At 62.2% G+C, this 13,424-nt stretch carries 11 protein-coding genes; 9 read left to right on the forward strand and 2 right to left on the reverse strand.

Annotated elements, in window-relative coordinates:
• Window positions 1-24: 24 nt before the first annotated feature.
• Window positions 25-2,400: a heavy metal translocating P-type ATPase gene (locus HKD28_RS06150; protein ID WP_194267566.1), complete on the forward strand. Its 2,376-nt coding sequence runs from the start codon at window positions 25-27 to the stop codon at window positions 2,398-2,400.
• Window positions 2,401-2,416: 16 nt separating this feature from the next.
• Here HKD28_RS06150 and HKD28_RS06155 read toward each other — a convergent pair whose 3' ends face one another.
• Both HKD28_RS06155 and cysK read right to left on the reverse strand, forming a co-directional pair.
• On the reverse strand, window positions 2,417-3,085 hold the full coding sequence (locus tag HKD28_RS06155) for an RBBP9/YdeN family alpha/beta hydrolase (protein WP_194267567.1): 669 nt from the start codon (window positions 3,083-3,085) through the stop codon (window positions 2,417-2,419).
• 122 nt (window positions 3,086-3,207) lie between these two features.
• A complete protein-coding gene (gene cysK, locus HKD28_RS06160; RefSeq protein WP_194262678.1) occupies window positions 3,208-4,203 on the reverse strand; it encodes a cysteine synthase A in 996 nt (331 codons plus the stop codon).
• A gap of 321 nt (window positions 4,204-4,524) precedes the next feature.
• Here cysK and HKD28_RS06165 point away from each other — a divergent pair, with 321 nt between their 5' ends.
• From HKD28_RS06165 to xdhC, 8 genes are all read left to right on the forward strand, one after another.
• Complete coding sequence (locus HKD28_RS06165; protein WP_194267568.1) at window positions 4,525-4,722, forward strand: hypothetical protein; 198 nt, start codon at window positions 4,525-4,527, stop codon at window positions 4,720-4,722.
• 68 nt (window positions 4,723-4,790) lie between these two features.
• Window positions 4,791-5,774: an ABC transporter permease gene (locus tag HKD28_RS06170; protein ID WP_194267569.1), complete on the forward strand. Its 984-nt coding sequence runs from the start codon at window positions 4,791-4,793 to the stop codon at window positions 5,772-5,774.
• Window positions 5,771-6,754 (forward strand): ABC transporter permease, encoded by a 984-nt coding sequence (locus tag HKD28_RS06175; RefSeq protein ID WP_194267570.1) that lies wholly within the window; start codon window positions 5,771-5,773, stop codon window positions 6,752-6,754. Before HKD28_RS06170 ends, HKD28_RS06175 begins: the two co-directional genes overlap by 4 nt.
• On the forward strand, window positions 6,744-7,697 hold the full coding sequence (locus HKD28_RS06180; RefSeq protein WP_194267571.1) for an ABC transporter ATP-binding protein: 954 nt from the start codon (window positions 6,744-6,746) through the stop codon (window positions 7,695-7,697). The genes HKD28_RS06175 and HKD28_RS06180 overlap by 11 nt, the downstream gene beginning before the upstream one ends.
• Window positions 7,694-8,626: an ABC transporter ATP-binding protein gene (locus HKD28_RS06185; protein ID WP_194267572.1), complete on the forward strand. Its 933-nt coding sequence runs from the start codon at window positions 7,694-7,696 to the stop codon at window positions 8,624-8,626. Before HKD28_RS06180 ends, HKD28_RS06185 begins: the two co-directional genes overlap by 4 nt.
• Window positions 8,627-8,729: 103 nt before the next feature.
• Window positions 8,730-10,190 (forward strand): xanthine dehydrogenase small subunit, encoded by a 1,461-nt coding sequence (gene xdhA / locus HKD28_RS06190; protein WP_194267573.1) that lies wholly within the window; start codon window positions 8,730-8,732, stop codon window positions 10,188-10,190.
• The gene (xdhB, locus tag HKD28_RS06195; RefSeq protein ID WP_194267574.1) at window positions 10,183-12,498 is read left to right on the forward strand and encodes a xanthine dehydrogenase molybdopterin binding subunit; all 2,316 of its coding nucleotides are present in this window, start codon (window positions 10,183-10,185) and stop codon (window positions 12,496-12,498) included. The genes xdhA and xdhB overlap by 8 nt, the downstream gene beginning before the upstream one ends.
• A gap of 1 nt (window position 12,499) precedes the next feature.
• The gene (xdhC, locus tag HKD28_RS06200; RefSeq protein ID WP_194267575.1) at window positions 12,500-13,420 is read left to right on the forward strand and encodes a xanthine dehydrogenase accessory protein XdhC; all 921 of its coding nucleotides are present in this window, start codon (window positions 12,500-12,502) and stop codon (window positions 13,418-13,420) included.
• The last annotated feature ends 4 nt before the right edge of the window (window positions 13,421-13,424 follow it).

Here is a 13,424-nt window from a genome sequence, read left to right on the forward strand (position 1 = left end):
CCTAGCCGACAGGACCTTTTGCAGATGTCAGAAACGATCAGTTTCCCCGTCGGCGGTATGACCTGCGCCGCCTGTGCCGCGCGGATTGAAAAAGTCCTCAACCGTCAGGAGGGCGTCAGCGCGACCGTTAATTTCGCTTCCGAACGCGCACAGGTTGCTTTTGAAAATACGGCGTCTTCCATTGAAACTGTTGTGGCTGCCGTGCGCCGCGCGGGCTTTTCCGTGGATGAACAGAGCCTTGATCTGTCGTTGTCCGGCATGACCTGTGCGGCCTGTGCGGCACGGATCGAAAAGATCCTGAACCGGCAGCCTTCCGTGCAGGCGAGTGTGAATTTCGCGGCCGAGCGGGCGCATATCAATTATATTCCTGGCGTGGTCGAACCGGCGGATCTGATCGGGAAGATCGAGAAGGCCGGATTTGGCGCAACGCGGTTGGACGAGGGCGACCGCGAAGATCCGAAGGCCAAACGTGCGGCCATCTGGAAGCGGGAGCGCAACCGGTTCATCCTGACGCTTGTTCTCTCGCTGCCGCTCTTTGCCGAGATGATCGGCATGTTCTTTGGGCGCATGATCGTACCGGTTCCGGTGCAGTTCGTGTTCGCCACGATTGTTCAGTTCGTCTGTGGCGCGCATCTGTATCGCAGAGCGTGGAACGCCGTGCGTGGCGGCTCGGCCAACATGGATGTGCTGGTCGTGCTGGGGACGTTCATCGCCTGGCTGTTCAGTGCGGTTATTGTGGTGTTCGGGCTGCATCAGCATGTCTATTTCGAAGCCAGCGCCTCCATCATCACGCTGATTTCCCTCGGCAAGCTCATGGAAACGCGGGCCAAGAACCGCACCAGCGCCGGGATTGAGAGCCTGCTTCAGCTTCAGCCGCAGATCGCGCATGTCGAACGTGACGGCGTGATTGTGGACCGGGCCGTGGCGGACATGCATGTCGGCGATATCTTCGTTGTGCGCCCAGGTGAGAGTGTGCCGGTGGACGGGGAAGTCCTTGAAGGGACGTCCGAAGTCAACGAGTCCATGCTGACGGGTGAGAGCGTGCCGGTTCTCAAAGAAGCCGGACAAGACGTGTTTGGCGGGACGATGAATGCCAATGGAGCGCTGCGTGTCAGGGCCACGGGGGTTGGCGCGGATACCGCACTGGCGCGGATCGTGAAAATGGTCGAGCAGGCGCAGGGCTCCAAGGCGAATGTGCAGCGTCTGGCCGATCGGGTTTCGGGTATTTTCGTCCCGGCCGTGATCGGGATTGCGGTGCTGACATTCCTGATCGGCTGGGCCGTCACCGGATCTGCGGTCTGGAGTCTCGTTTCTGCCGTGTCTGTTCTGGTCATTGCCTGCCCGTGTTCGCTCGGTCTGGCCACGCCGACGGCCATCATGGTCGGGACGGGACGGGGCTCACAATCCGGCATTCTGTTCCGCAACGCTGATGCGCTGGAGCGGGCCGAGAAGCTGAAAACCATCATTGTCGACAAGACCGGCACCCTGACTCTGGGACGCCCGACTGTTGCGGCGGTTCATCCCGCGGACGGGGTTCTGGTGGATACGCTTCTGGGGGTGGCACAAGCGCTGGAGCATAATTCGGAACATCCACTGGCCCGCGCCATCGTGGATTATACGCAGAGCCATGGTGTTAGCGCGTCTGTTGCTGCCGAAGGATTTGAGGCTTTTCCCGGCAAGGGGGTTATTGCGCGGATCGACGGGCAGGAAGCGCGGCTGGGCTCACCCGTGTTCATGCAGGACAGCGGGCTGGATCTGTCGTCCCTGCCGGTCGCGGCGCTGGAAAGCGAAGGCAATACCGTTATCGCCGTGGCGCAGGCAGGTCAGGTTCTTGGGATCATCGCGCTGGCGGATGAACTGCGGACCGATGCCGTGACGACCGTGCAGGCTCTGAAAGCGCGCGGCATTCGTGTTGTGATGCTGACGGGCGATAATGAACGCGCGGCGTCTGTGGTGGCCCGACAGGTTGGTGTGGATGAGTATCTGGCGGGGGTTCTGCCGGAGCACAAGGCTGAGGGCGTGGCGAAATATCGCGCTCAGGGCGATCTGGTCGGCATGGTCGGCGATGGCATCAACGACGCGCCTGCGCTTGCGGCGGCGGATGTCGGATTTGCCATTGGGGCCGGATCTGCCGTGGCGCTCGATACGGCGGATGTCGTGTTGATGAAAAGCGAAATGAACGGGGTGCTGGACGCAATTTCCCTGTCCAGCGCCACGCTGTCCAAAATCCGGCAGAACCTGTTTTTCGCCTTCATTTACAACATTCTGGGTCTGCCGCTGGCGGCGTTCGGCATGTTAAACCCGATCGTAGCAGGGGCGGCCATGGCCATGAGCTCCGTCTCGGTGGTCAGCAATTCTCTGCTGCTCAACCGCTGGAAACCTTCCGGCCGTCAGGTCTGAGGGCGGCTGCTCCGGGTTACTGGACCCGGAGTGGCAGGCGTCTTCTGGCGAAGTCGAGCATGGCTGTGGCACCATGCTCCCACAGGCCCAACGGCTCGCTGCTACCGATATGGCCCGCAGCGCCGGCTTCCAGAAAATCCGACTGCCAGTGTCCGGCCAGTTCTCGGGCGCGGAGCAGGGATAACCAGGGATCGTTGCTGCTGGCCATGACGGCTGTGGCGGCGGGAAGGGGTGTTCCGGGCAGGGGGCCGAACGCCCGGATGAGGGCGACGTCCGGATGTATCGTCTGGTCGATATCGGCCGGGGCCACCAGAAAGGCTCCGGCAACGCGTCGTCCGCCATGACGTGTCAGCCATTTTGCCGTCAGTACTGCGCCGAGACTGTGTGCAATCAGAAAAGTCGGACGTGTCGAGGCTTCGAGAGTCGTCGTCAGAGCGGCCTCCCAGTCTGCCGGATCGGGTGTTTCCCAGTCCTTCTGATGGAGCCGACGGAGGCCGTAAGCCTGTTCCCAGTGCGTCTGCCAGTGATCCGGGCCTGAGCCGAACAGGCCCGGCACCAGAAGCAGATCGACCTGCTGTCCGAGCGCGCGAAACGCTCTGGCGATGCGGGGCTGCGCCGTCCCGGAGAGGCCATGTGAGGCCCAGGCGGGATCGAAAGATGTGGGACGGCCGGAAAACAGGTTCATGACGTTATCTCCTCTCAGCCCTCCCGATTCTTTTTGCAAGAGACCGGAACAGGATTTGAGTTAATAACGAACACATATGGATATTAAATAAAATAACTTTATATAAAAGTTATTTATGATCCTCAGGACAGGCCGTCGAAAAGCTGCGTGGAGAGATAGCGTTCCGCGAAGGACGGCACGATGGCTACGATCGTTTTGCCCCTGTTGGACGGCTTGCGGGCCAGTTCCATCCCGGCGAACAGCGCAGCACCTGCCGAAATTCCGATGGGAATACCTTCGACGGCGGCACAGAGGCGCGCGGTAGCGACGGCTTCCTGTTCGGAGACTTCGAACACGCCGTCCAGCGCCTTGAGGTCCAGCGTATCGGGTTCGAAGCCCGGTCCGATGCCCTGAATGCCGTGGGGGCCGGGTTCGTCTCCGTGCAGGACCGCGCTTTCACGCGGTTCCACGCCGTAGATCTTGATGGATTTACGGTGTTTTTTCAGGCCGTGGGCAATGCCGGAGGCCGTGCCGCCCGTTCCCAGACCCGCGACGACCATATCGACCTTGCCTGCCGTATCTTCCCAGATTTCCTGAGCCGTCGTTTCTTCATGCACGGCGGGATTGGCGTCGTTTTCAAACTGGCTCGGCATCCAGGCGTCGGGGAGAGTGCGGTTGAGCTGTTCAGCGCGTTCGATCGCACCGGCCATGCCGCGGGAGGCAGAGGTCAGTTCGGTTTCCGCCCCCATCAGACGCAGCATCTTGCGACGTTCGGTCGAGGCATTTTCCGGCATGGTCACGATCAGCCTGTAGCCAAGCGCCACGGCGGCAAAAGCCAGCGAAATGCCGGTATTGCCCGATGTCGGCTCGATCAGCACCGTGCGGCCCGGCGTAATCAGGCCGCGCGCTTCGGCATCCCGCAGCATGGCCACGCCGATGCGGTCCTTGACGGAACCGAGCGGGTTGAAAAATTCCAGTTTGAGGAGCAATCGCCCGTTGAGATGCTCACGCTGGGTCAGGTGAGGCAGCGCGACCAGCGGGGTGCCTCCTACCGTTTCCAGAAAAGAGTTGAAAACGCGTCCCCGGGGGGCTGCATAACCTTCGAACGGGGCGGGGGACAACGGAACCTTCTTGCTCATGACTGTCACTTAACATGGAAAACGGGGGGAAGGGCAGACGGTAAATGAAGGGCTTGCGACAACATATAAACAACTTAATTAAAACGTATTTATAGATATCACATCATGTTCATGCGTTATATGTTGACGCTGCGTGTCCGGGTGTCGTATTCGACATTCTGAAGTGACGTCCACAGCAACAGGGCCAGTCGGTCGATGATGTGTCGAATGTGTAGCTCGCAGCAATCGCGCTGCCTTTTTTCAGAGCCGGAGGCATTTGCCTCCGGCATGTCATAACGCCCGACACAGAATTGTCGGGCTCTTTCTTCAGGGTCCGGCATCATGCTTGGTTCAACCATTATCGAAATCAACGGCGTGTTCCTAGGCGCGGCCATTCTGGTCAGCAGCAGCGGGAAACGGCGCTTTTATGCCGCGCATGACAGCGTGCGCGCGCTTCATAATGAACTCCTGCCCGATCTGGGGACGCTCCAGCAGCGCATCCGTCTGCATGTGCGCAAACCGGCCCTCGATCTCACCTGATTGCGAAGAGCCTCTTCTGTCCGGGTGGTTTCGTGCTGTAGAACAGGAAACAACGCAAACCGGAACGAATGGGAGCAGGCGTGGAAGGAAGTTACCGGCGGGTTGTCCGCGCTGTTCTGACGCGTCGTGACGGTGCTTTTGCGGCTCTGCTTCTGGCTTTAATCATTGTCTCCTGCCTGTCTGCCCCGCTTTACGCCACGCTGAATGGCGTTGATCCGTTCTCGTCCGATATTGCGGGCACCACGATCCGTAATGGACAGCGCGTCGATCTGATGCAGCCGAACGATAATCCGCTGCATCTGGGTCTCAGCCCGATCGGGCCGGACTGGCGGCCGGGGCCGTATGTTCTTGGAGCGGATTCGCAGGGGCGGGATGTCGCGGCCCGTGTGCTTTATGGTGGACGCAATTCGCTTCTGATTGCCTCGTCCTCCGCCCTGTTCTGTCTGTGTCTGGCGGCGTGTCTGGGGATTTGCGCTGGATATTTTGGCGGTTGGATCGACCTGATCCTGTCGCGTATTCTGGACATGCTCTGGGCGATCCCGGTCTATCTGTTTGCGATTTCGCTCTCCGTCGTCACGGTCGGGCATGGCATCCGGCTTGGGTTCATCACCATCGGCGCGGATAATCTGCTGATTCCGATCGGGATTATTGCGCTGGTTTATTTGCCCTATGCCGCCCGGCCTTTCCGGGCGCGGGCGTTGAGCCTGTCTCAGGCGGGGTTTGTGATGGCGGCGCGCGGGATGGGTGCGTCGGATTTCCGCATTCTGTGGCGGGAGATCCTGCCGGGGCTGATGCCGACCATGGCCGTGCTCGCGCCTCTGGTGATGGCGTTGTGCATGCTTGCGGAATCCGCTTTGTCGTTCCTGTCGCTCGGCGTGCAGGCTCCAGCAGCGTCGTGGGGAACGATCATTCAGGATGGTGAAGGGCTGCTTTATACGCGGCCTGTGGTTGCGATTGCTCCGGGCGTTGCGATCGTCCTGACAGTTCTGGCGCTAAATGTTCTGGGCAATGCGCTGCGGGATCAGATTGATCCGAAAGGTGCGGCCCGATGATCCGGAGTTTTGCCTCACGGACCGGGCAGATGCTGCTGGTCATTTTCGGGATTTCGGTTCTGGTGTTCTGCATTTTCTTTGCGACACCTGGAGCGGATCCGACGGCGCGAATTGCAGGGCGCGGGGCTAGTCCGCAGGTCGTGGCGCGCATCCGGGCGGAGTATGGTTTCGATCGTCCGCTGCCGGTGCAGTATGTGACGATGATGCAAAAGCTGTTCGTGAGCCGGGACCTGACGTCTTTCGTCAATCACGGTCAGCGCGTTGTGCCTGAAGTGTTGCAGGCGGCCCCGGTGACGCTTTCGCTCGTGCTATGGGCGGCATTTTTCTGGGTCAGCGGGTCGCTGGTGTTCGGGATTGCTTCGGCGGTCTTGCGCGATAGCTGGGTGGACCGGCTGCTGATGGTTCTGGGGCTGATTGGCCTGTCCATGCCGGTGTTCTGGCTGGGCGAGGTCGTCAATCTCGTCACGCAGAGCCGCTGGCATGACACGTTTCTGTTCCGTTGGGTGCCGCCGCTCGGATATGTGGCGTTTTCGCAGAGCCCGTGGGGCTGGGCGAAGGCGCTGTTTCTGCCATCCCTGACGCTGGCGGTGTGTTTTATTGGCCTTTATGCGCGGGTTCTGCGGTCCGAACTTTTAACGGCGATGGGCGAGGATTCCATCCGTACGGCGCGTGCCAAAGGGGCTGGGCCGGTGCGGGTGTGGCTGTGGCATGGTCTGAGGCTGTCCTGGCTGAGTTACGTATCGCTGTTCGGGCTGGATTTCGCGCAGCTTCTGGGTGGGGGGGCGCTTCTGACGGAAGTCGTGTTCGCCATGCCGGGCGTGGGGCGGCTGACCTATCAGGCGCTGGCGACGCTCGATCTGCCACTTATTATGGCAACGGTCATGTATGCCGCCGTTTTCGTCGTTATCGCCAATGCGCTGGTGGACGGGCTGTACGCCCTGCTGGACCCGCGGATCAGAGAGGGGCGGCATGGGCGCTGAAGTGCTTCTGAAGCTGCATCACCTGCATCTGGAACTGCCGAACGGGACGGCGCTGCTGGAAGACGTGTCCTTGAGTGTGCGCCGCGGGGATGCGCTGGGCGTGGTGGGGGAATCCGGATCGGGGAAGAGCCTGACGGCCATGAGCGTCATGGGGCTGCTGCCGGGTCTGAAGGCTTCGGGCTCCATCCGTTTCGAGGGCCGCGAACTTCTGGGGATGAAGGATCGGGATTGGCGGCGTCTGCGCGGTGCGGGCATGGCCATGATTTTTCAGGACCCGATGACGGCCTTCCTCCCGGTCCGCTCCATTGGCGCGCAGATTGATGAACAGATCCGCCTGCATGAGCGCCTCAGCCGTCGTGAAGCGCGGGCGCGGACCGTGGCTCTGTTGGGGCGGATGGGGGTGCCCGATCCGGAAGCCGCGGCAAAGCGCTATCCGCACCAGCTTTCGGGCGGTCTGCGCCAACGCGCCATGATCGCGATGGCGCTGTCCTGTGGTCCGTCGCTTCTGATCGCAGACGAGCCGACCACGGCGCTCGATGTCACGGTGCAGGCGCAGATTTTGACGTTGCTGTGCGAAATCCGCGATAGCGGAGCGGGTGTCATGCTGATTACGCACGACATGGGCGTCGTGGCGCAGACCTGCACACATGTGGCGGTTGTCTATTCGGGGCTTGTCGTGGAGCAGGGGCCGGTCGCGGCGGTGATGGCGCGGCCACTTCATCCTTATACGCAGGCGTTGCTGGAGGCGATCCCGCCGCTGGATGGTCCGAGGCCTGATGCCCTGCCCACCATTCCGGGGCGACCACCTGCTCCGGATGCGCGGCCTGAAGGGTGTGTTTTCGCGCCGCGTTGTCGCTTCGTGCGACCGGACTGTGCCGTGCGCCCTGCGTTGCGGGAACCGGAAGAAGGGCGGCGCGTGGCCTGCGTGCTGTACGACGCATGACTGTCCTGCTTGAAGCGAAAAACCTCAGCAAACACTATCGCCTCGCGCGTGGTGAAACCCTGCGGGCTGTGAGCGATGTGTCGCTTGTCGTGCATCGGGGGGAGGCGCTGGCGCTGGTCGGGGAGTCCGGCTGTGGCAAGTCCACGCTGGGCCGCACGTTGATCGGGCTTGGAGCGCCGAGTTCGGGCGAGGTGTTCTTTGAAGGCGAGCGGATTTCCGGCCTGTCGGACCGGGCGCTGCGGCGCTGGCGGCCGCGGATGCAGATGGTGTTTCAGGACTCGTCCTCGACGTTCAATCCACGCCGGACCATTGGTGACACGCTGGCGGAGCCAATGCGGATCCATGGGCGGACCGGCATCGCCGAGCGGATCGGGACGCTGCTGGAGCAGGTTGGTCTGTCGTCGTCCGTCCTGTCCCGGTATCCGCATGAGTTTTCGGGTGGGCAGCGGCAGAGGCTGAACATTGCGCGGGCCTTGATGCTGGGGCCGGATCTGCTGGTGGCCGATGAGCCGACATCCGCGCTGGATGTGTCGGTTCAGGCGCAGATCGTCAATCTGCTGCGCGATCTGCGCAATTCGTTGGGTGTGGCGTGCGTGTTCATCTCGCACGACCTGGCGGTCGTGCGGCAGATGGCGGACCGGATTGCCGTCATGTATCTGGGGCGGATTGTGGAGGAAGGGGATGTGCTGGCGGTTCTGGAAGCCCCTGCCCATCCTTATACGCGGGCGTTGCTGAACGCGGTGCCGCGTCCGGACCGGCCGTTGCCTCTACCGCTCAAAGGCGACGTGCCGAGCCCGATCCGTCCGCCGCAGGGCTGTGCATTTCATACGCGCTGCCCGCTCGCCCGACCGCGATGCGGGCAGGAACGTCCGGAACTCCACAGGATCGCGGAAGGCCGGACGGTCGCCTGCCACTATCCCCTGCTCTAAAAAAGGCAACGCTTCGTTCCGATCTTGGATATAGACGGCAACGCCTGCCGTGGGGCACAGAAGTCTGAACGCCCCCTCATATTTTTGCTCGAGATCTAGCCCGATGCGCCAGACTGTCCGTTTTTATCTGGGGGAAGACCTCTGCACGCTCAGGGATCTGTCCCCGACGCTGACCCTGCTGGACTGGCTGCGGGATCGTGGCCGGACCGGTACCAAGGAAGGCTGCAACGAAGGCGATTGCGGGGCCTGTACGGTGCTGGTGGTCCGGCTTGAAGAGGGGCGGCTGAACTGGCGGGCGGTTAATGCCTGCATCCAGTTCGTCAGTATGCTGGACGGTGCTCAGGTCTTTACAATCGAAGACTTGGGAACGGCTGATGAGCCGCATCCTGTGCAGACGGCCATGGTCGAGCAGCATGGTTCGCAATGCGGGTTCTGCACGCCGGGTTTCGTTATGTCGATGGCGGCCTATCGCAAGACCGAAGGCGCCACGGTGGACGATCAGGCCATTGATGACGCGCTCGCCGGAAATCTATGCCGCTGCACCGGCTATGCACCGATCGTGCGCGCCATGAAACAGGCGATGGTGGCCGGTCCGGACCGTTTCGATGCGCAGGTGGAGGTGATCGCCGGGCGTCTGACGGCGTTGCAGGACGGCGAGAGCGTGCGGCTTGATGGACCAGAGGGTATGCTTAGCATTCCGGCGTCCGTGGATGATCTGGCGGAGATTTTGTTGGCCGATCCGGAGGCGACGATTGTTGCGGGTGCCACGGATGTGGGGCTGTGGGTGACAAAGGGGATGCGTCGTCTGAAGCATGTCGTGCCGATCGGGCGGGTTCCGGAACTGCGGGCTTTGAGCAGAACGGCTGAAGGACTGCGGATCGGGGCTGCGGTGACGTATCAGGATGCGCGTACGACCATTGCGGAGCTACTACCGGATGCGGGGGAAATGATCCGTCGTCTGGGCTCCACGCAGGTTCGGAACAGCGCGACGGTGTGTGGGAATATTGCCAATGGCTCCCCGATCGGGGACGGCCCGCCGATGTTCATCGCGGCCAACGCGACGCTGCATCTGCGGCGCGGGGCGGAGCGTCGGTCCATCGCGATGGAAGATTATTTCATCGCTTACGGAAAGCAGGACCGGCAGCCCGGCGAGTTCGTGGAGGCTCTGACCATTCCTGAGCCCGCGCCGGGTGCGCAGTTTCGCGCCTACAAGATTTCCAAGCGCTTCGATCAGGATATTTCCGCCGTTCTGGGCGCTTTCATGATCGAGACGGACGATCAGGGCTGGATAACCACGGTCCGGCTGGCCTATGGCGGCATGGCGGCCACGCCGAAGCGGGCATCGGGTGCGGAAGCGGCGCTAATGGGGCGGGTCTGGGATGAGGACGCGCTGGACGCTGCACGGGCGGCCATTCTGGAAGATTTCGCCCCGTTGACCGATATGCGGGCGAGTGCCTGGTATCGGCAGACCGTGGCCGCCAACCTGCTGACGCGGTTTTTCGAAGAAACGACGGGGAGCGGTCAGGCGCGTCTCGCCCGGACGGGAGGGCTGGCGCATGTCTGATCTCGTTCCGGGCGCTGCGTCCACCAGTATGAAGCACGAAAGCGCGCTGCTGCATGTGACGGGGCAGGCGGCGTATATTGATGATCTGCCTGAACCGCGCGGCATGCTGCATCTCGTTCCGGGACTGAGCACGAAGGCTCATGCGCGGATCGTCTCGATGGATCTGGATGCCGTGCGCGCCGCGCCGGGTGTCGTGTGTGTGCTGACGGCGGATGATGTGCCGGGCGAGAACCAGATCAGCCCGGTGCATCGGGAAGACGAACCGCTTCTGGCGACGGATCATGTCCATTTCTGGGGGCAGACGATGTTCGCAGTGGTGGCGACCTCGCGTCAGGCTGCGCGGCAGGCCGTGCGGCTGGCAAAGATCGAATACGAGGAAAAGCCCGCGATCCTGAACATCGCGCAAGCGCGGGAAAATGGCAGCGCGATGGTCTGGCGCTCCCTGACCATGCAGCGCGGGGATGTGGAGCGTGGTCTAAAGACCGCGCCGCGTCGCCTGTGGGGGCAGATCGAGATTGGCGGGCAGGAACATTTCTATCTGGAAGGGCAGGCCGCGCTTGCCCAGCCCGGAGAGGCCGGGGAGATGCGCGTCTGGTCCTCCACGCAGCACCCGTCCGAGACGCAGCATCTGGTCGCGGCTGTGCTCGGGCGGCCGCATCATCTGGTCACAACGGAAGTGCGACGGATGGGCGGCGCGTTCGGCGGCAAGGAGACTCAGGCCAATGCCTGGGCCTGTCTGGCTGCCATTGCCGCCGATCGGACCGGGCAGGCCGTCAAGGCGCGTCTGGACCGCGATGATGACATGATGGCGACCGGGAAGCGGCATGACTTCTTGATCGACTATGACGTCGGCTTCACCGCTGAGGGCGATATTCTGGCCGTGGATATGGTTTTGGCCGCGCGGTGCGGCTGGGCGGCGGATCTGTCCGGACCGGTGACGGACCGGGCGCTGTTTCACGCTGACAACGCCTATTTCTATCCCGATGTGCGGCTGAAATCCGAGCCGTTGCGGACCAATACCCAGTCCAATACGGCCTATCGCGGGTTTGGCGGGCCGCAGGGCATTGTCGCGGCGGAGCGCGTGATTGAGGAAGTCGCGTTTGCGACCGGGCTTGATCCCGTGACGGTCCGTCTGCGGAATGTTTATGGGACCGGGACGCGCAATCTCACGCCGTATCATATGACGGTCGAGGACTCGATTACCGCCGAGATCCTGACGAAGCTGGTCGAGCGATGCGATTATCAGGCGCGAAAAGCCGAGATCAGGGCGTTCAACCGCACCAGCCGCATCATCCGTCGCGGGATCGCGCTGACGCCGGTGAAGTTCGGCATTTCCTTTACAGCCACGCATTACAATCAGGCCGGCGCGCTGGTGCATGTCTATACGGACGGCTCGGTTCAGGTGAACCACGGCGGGACGGAAATGGGGCAGGGGCTGCACACCAAGATGGTGCAGATCGTCCTGCGCGAGTTCGGTCTGACGGCGGATCGCGTCCGCATTACCGCTACGACGACCGGGAAAGTGCCGAACACGTCCGCTACGGCGGCCTCTTCGGGGGCGGATCTGAACGGCATGGCGGTGCTGGATGCAGTGCGGAAGATCAAGAGCCGGATGATGACATTCGCCGCTGAAAAATGGGGCGTGGCGGCGGAAGATATCCATTTCCGGCCTGATGGTGTTCATGTCGGCGCGGAGGTTATGACCTTCCAGCAGCTTGCTTGGCAGGCTTATTTCGCGCGGGTGTCGCTGTCGTCCAATGGGTTTTACAAGACGCCGAAAATCTCCTGGAACCCCGAGACGGGACGTGGGCGACCGTTCTTTTATTTCGCCTATGGCGCAGCCTGTGCGGAAGTGTCGGTCGATCTGCTGACGGGCGAGCACAACATTGACCGTGTGGATATCCTGCATGATGCCGGGCAGTCCCTGAACCCGGATATCGATATCGGGCAGATTGAAGGCGGCTTCGTGCAGGGCGCAGGCTGGCTGACGACGGAGGAACTGGTCTGGGACGGAGCTGGGCGTCTGCGGACGCATGCACCCAGCACCTACAAGATCCCGGCCTGTTCGGATCGGCCCCGGATTTTCAATGTGGAGTTGCTGGAAAATGCGCCAAACCGGGAGGAGACGATTTTCCGTTCCAAGGCCGTCGGAGAGCCGCCTTTCGTGCATGGGGTTGCGGTTTTGCAGGCCATTTCGGACGCCATCGCCAGTCTGGACGACTACCGGACCTGTCCGAAACTGGATGCGCCCGCCACGCCGGAGCGGGTTCTGAAAACTCTGATGGCACTGCGGGAAAAGGCTGGCTGACATGCTCGCGGATGTTCTGCGCTGGCGGGCGGAAGGGCAGGAGATGGTGCGCCTGACCGTCATTCACGCGAAGGGATCGACACCTCGCGAGGAGGGCGCGTTCATGCTCCTGACCCGCACTGAACAGAGCGGTACGATCGGCGGCGGTCGGCTGGAATGGGACTGCATGGCAGAGGCACGAGCGCTTCTCGCGTCGGGCGGAGAGGCGGTTGAGCGCCATATCCCGCTCGGCCCTGCCATCAATCAGTGCTGCGGTGGGGCTGTCACCATCCGAATGGAGCGGGTGGATGATCCTGAGGCTCTTGAGGATGAACTGCGCGCTGACCGAGAAAAACTGCCGCAACTGCTGCTGTTCGGGGCCGGGCATGTGGGCCGTGCGCTCGCCCGGTCTCTGGCGCTTCTGCCGTTGCGGCTGGTCTGGGTCGATGCACGGGAGGAGGAGTTCGGGATCGTGCCACCGGCTGTGGAGGCATTGGTGACAGAGCAATGGGAGCCGCTTGTGCAGGGGGCTCCTGCCGGATCGGGTGTTCTGGTTCTGACGCAGAGTCATACGCTGGATGCGCTCATCACGGGGGCGGCGCTGGAGCGGGGCGATCTGCGCTATGTCGGGATGATCGGGTCGCGGACCAAGCGCAAACGCTTCGAGAGTGCGTTCCGCCAGATCGACATTCCGCAGGAGCGGATTGATCGTCTGGTCTGCCCGATCGGGGATTTCGGGGTGCGGGACAAGCGCCCGGAGGTGATCGCCACGTTCGTGACGGCTGAGGTTGCCGCCCGCATGTTGTGCGAGGCAGATTCGCCGCAGGTTTCGGAAAGCGCCATTTCAGATACCAATAATGTTACATCCCCCCGTGATCCTGTCGCGAGGCTTTGCGGAACAAGGGCGGAGTTTCAACACTTTTCGAGTATCACAGAAAGTTGATGTA

This window comes from Gluconobacter cadivus (assembly GCF_015244745.1).
GTDB lineage: Bacteria > Pseudomonadota > Alphaproteobacteria > Acetobacterales > Acetobacteraceae > Gluconobacter > Gluconobacter cadivus.

Coding starts and splice junctions, on each gene's coding strand:
- HKD28_RS06150 (WP_194267566.1), top strand. CDS start 25: ATGTCAGAAACGATCAGTTTCCCCGTCGGCGGTATGACCTGCGCCGCC.
- HKD28_RS06155 (WP_194267567.1), bottom strand. CDS start 3,085: ATGAACCTGTTTTCCGGCCGTCCCACATCTTTCGATCCCGCCTGGGCC.
- cysK (WP_194262678.1), bottom strand. CDS start 4,203: ATGAGCAAGAAGGTTCCGTTGTCCCCCGCCCCGTTCGAAGGTTATGCA.
- HKD28_RS06165 (WP_194267568.1), top strand. CDS start 4,525: ATGCTTGGTTCAACCATTATCGAAATCAACGGCGTGTTCCTAGGCGCG.
- HKD28_RS06170 (WP_194267569.1), top strand. CDS start 4,791: ATGGGAGCAGGCGTGGAAGGAAGTTACCGGCGGGTTGTCCGCGCTGTT.
- HKD28_RS06175 (WP_194267570.1), top strand. CDS start 5,771: ATGATCCGGAGTTTTGCCTCACGGACCGGGCAGATGCTGCTGGTCATT.
- HKD28_RS06180 (WP_194267571.1), top strand. CDS start 6,744: ATGGGCGCTGAAGTGCTTCTGAAGCTGCATCACCTGCATCTGGAACTG.
- HKD28_RS06185 (WP_194267572.1), top strand. CDS start 7,694: ATGACTGTCCTGCTTGAAGCGAAAAACCTCAGCAAACACTATCGCCTC.
- xdhA (WP_194267573.1), top strand. CDS start 8,730: ATGCGCCAGACTGTCCGTTTTTATCTGGGGGAAGACCTCTGCACGCTC.
- xdhB (WP_194267574.1), top strand. CDS start 10,183: ATGTCTGATCTCGTTCCGGGCGCTGCGTCCACCAGTATGAAGCACGAA.
- xdhC (WP_194267575.1), top strand. CDS start 12,500: ATGCTCGCGGATGTTCTGCGCTGGCGGGCGGAAGGGCAGGAGATGGTG.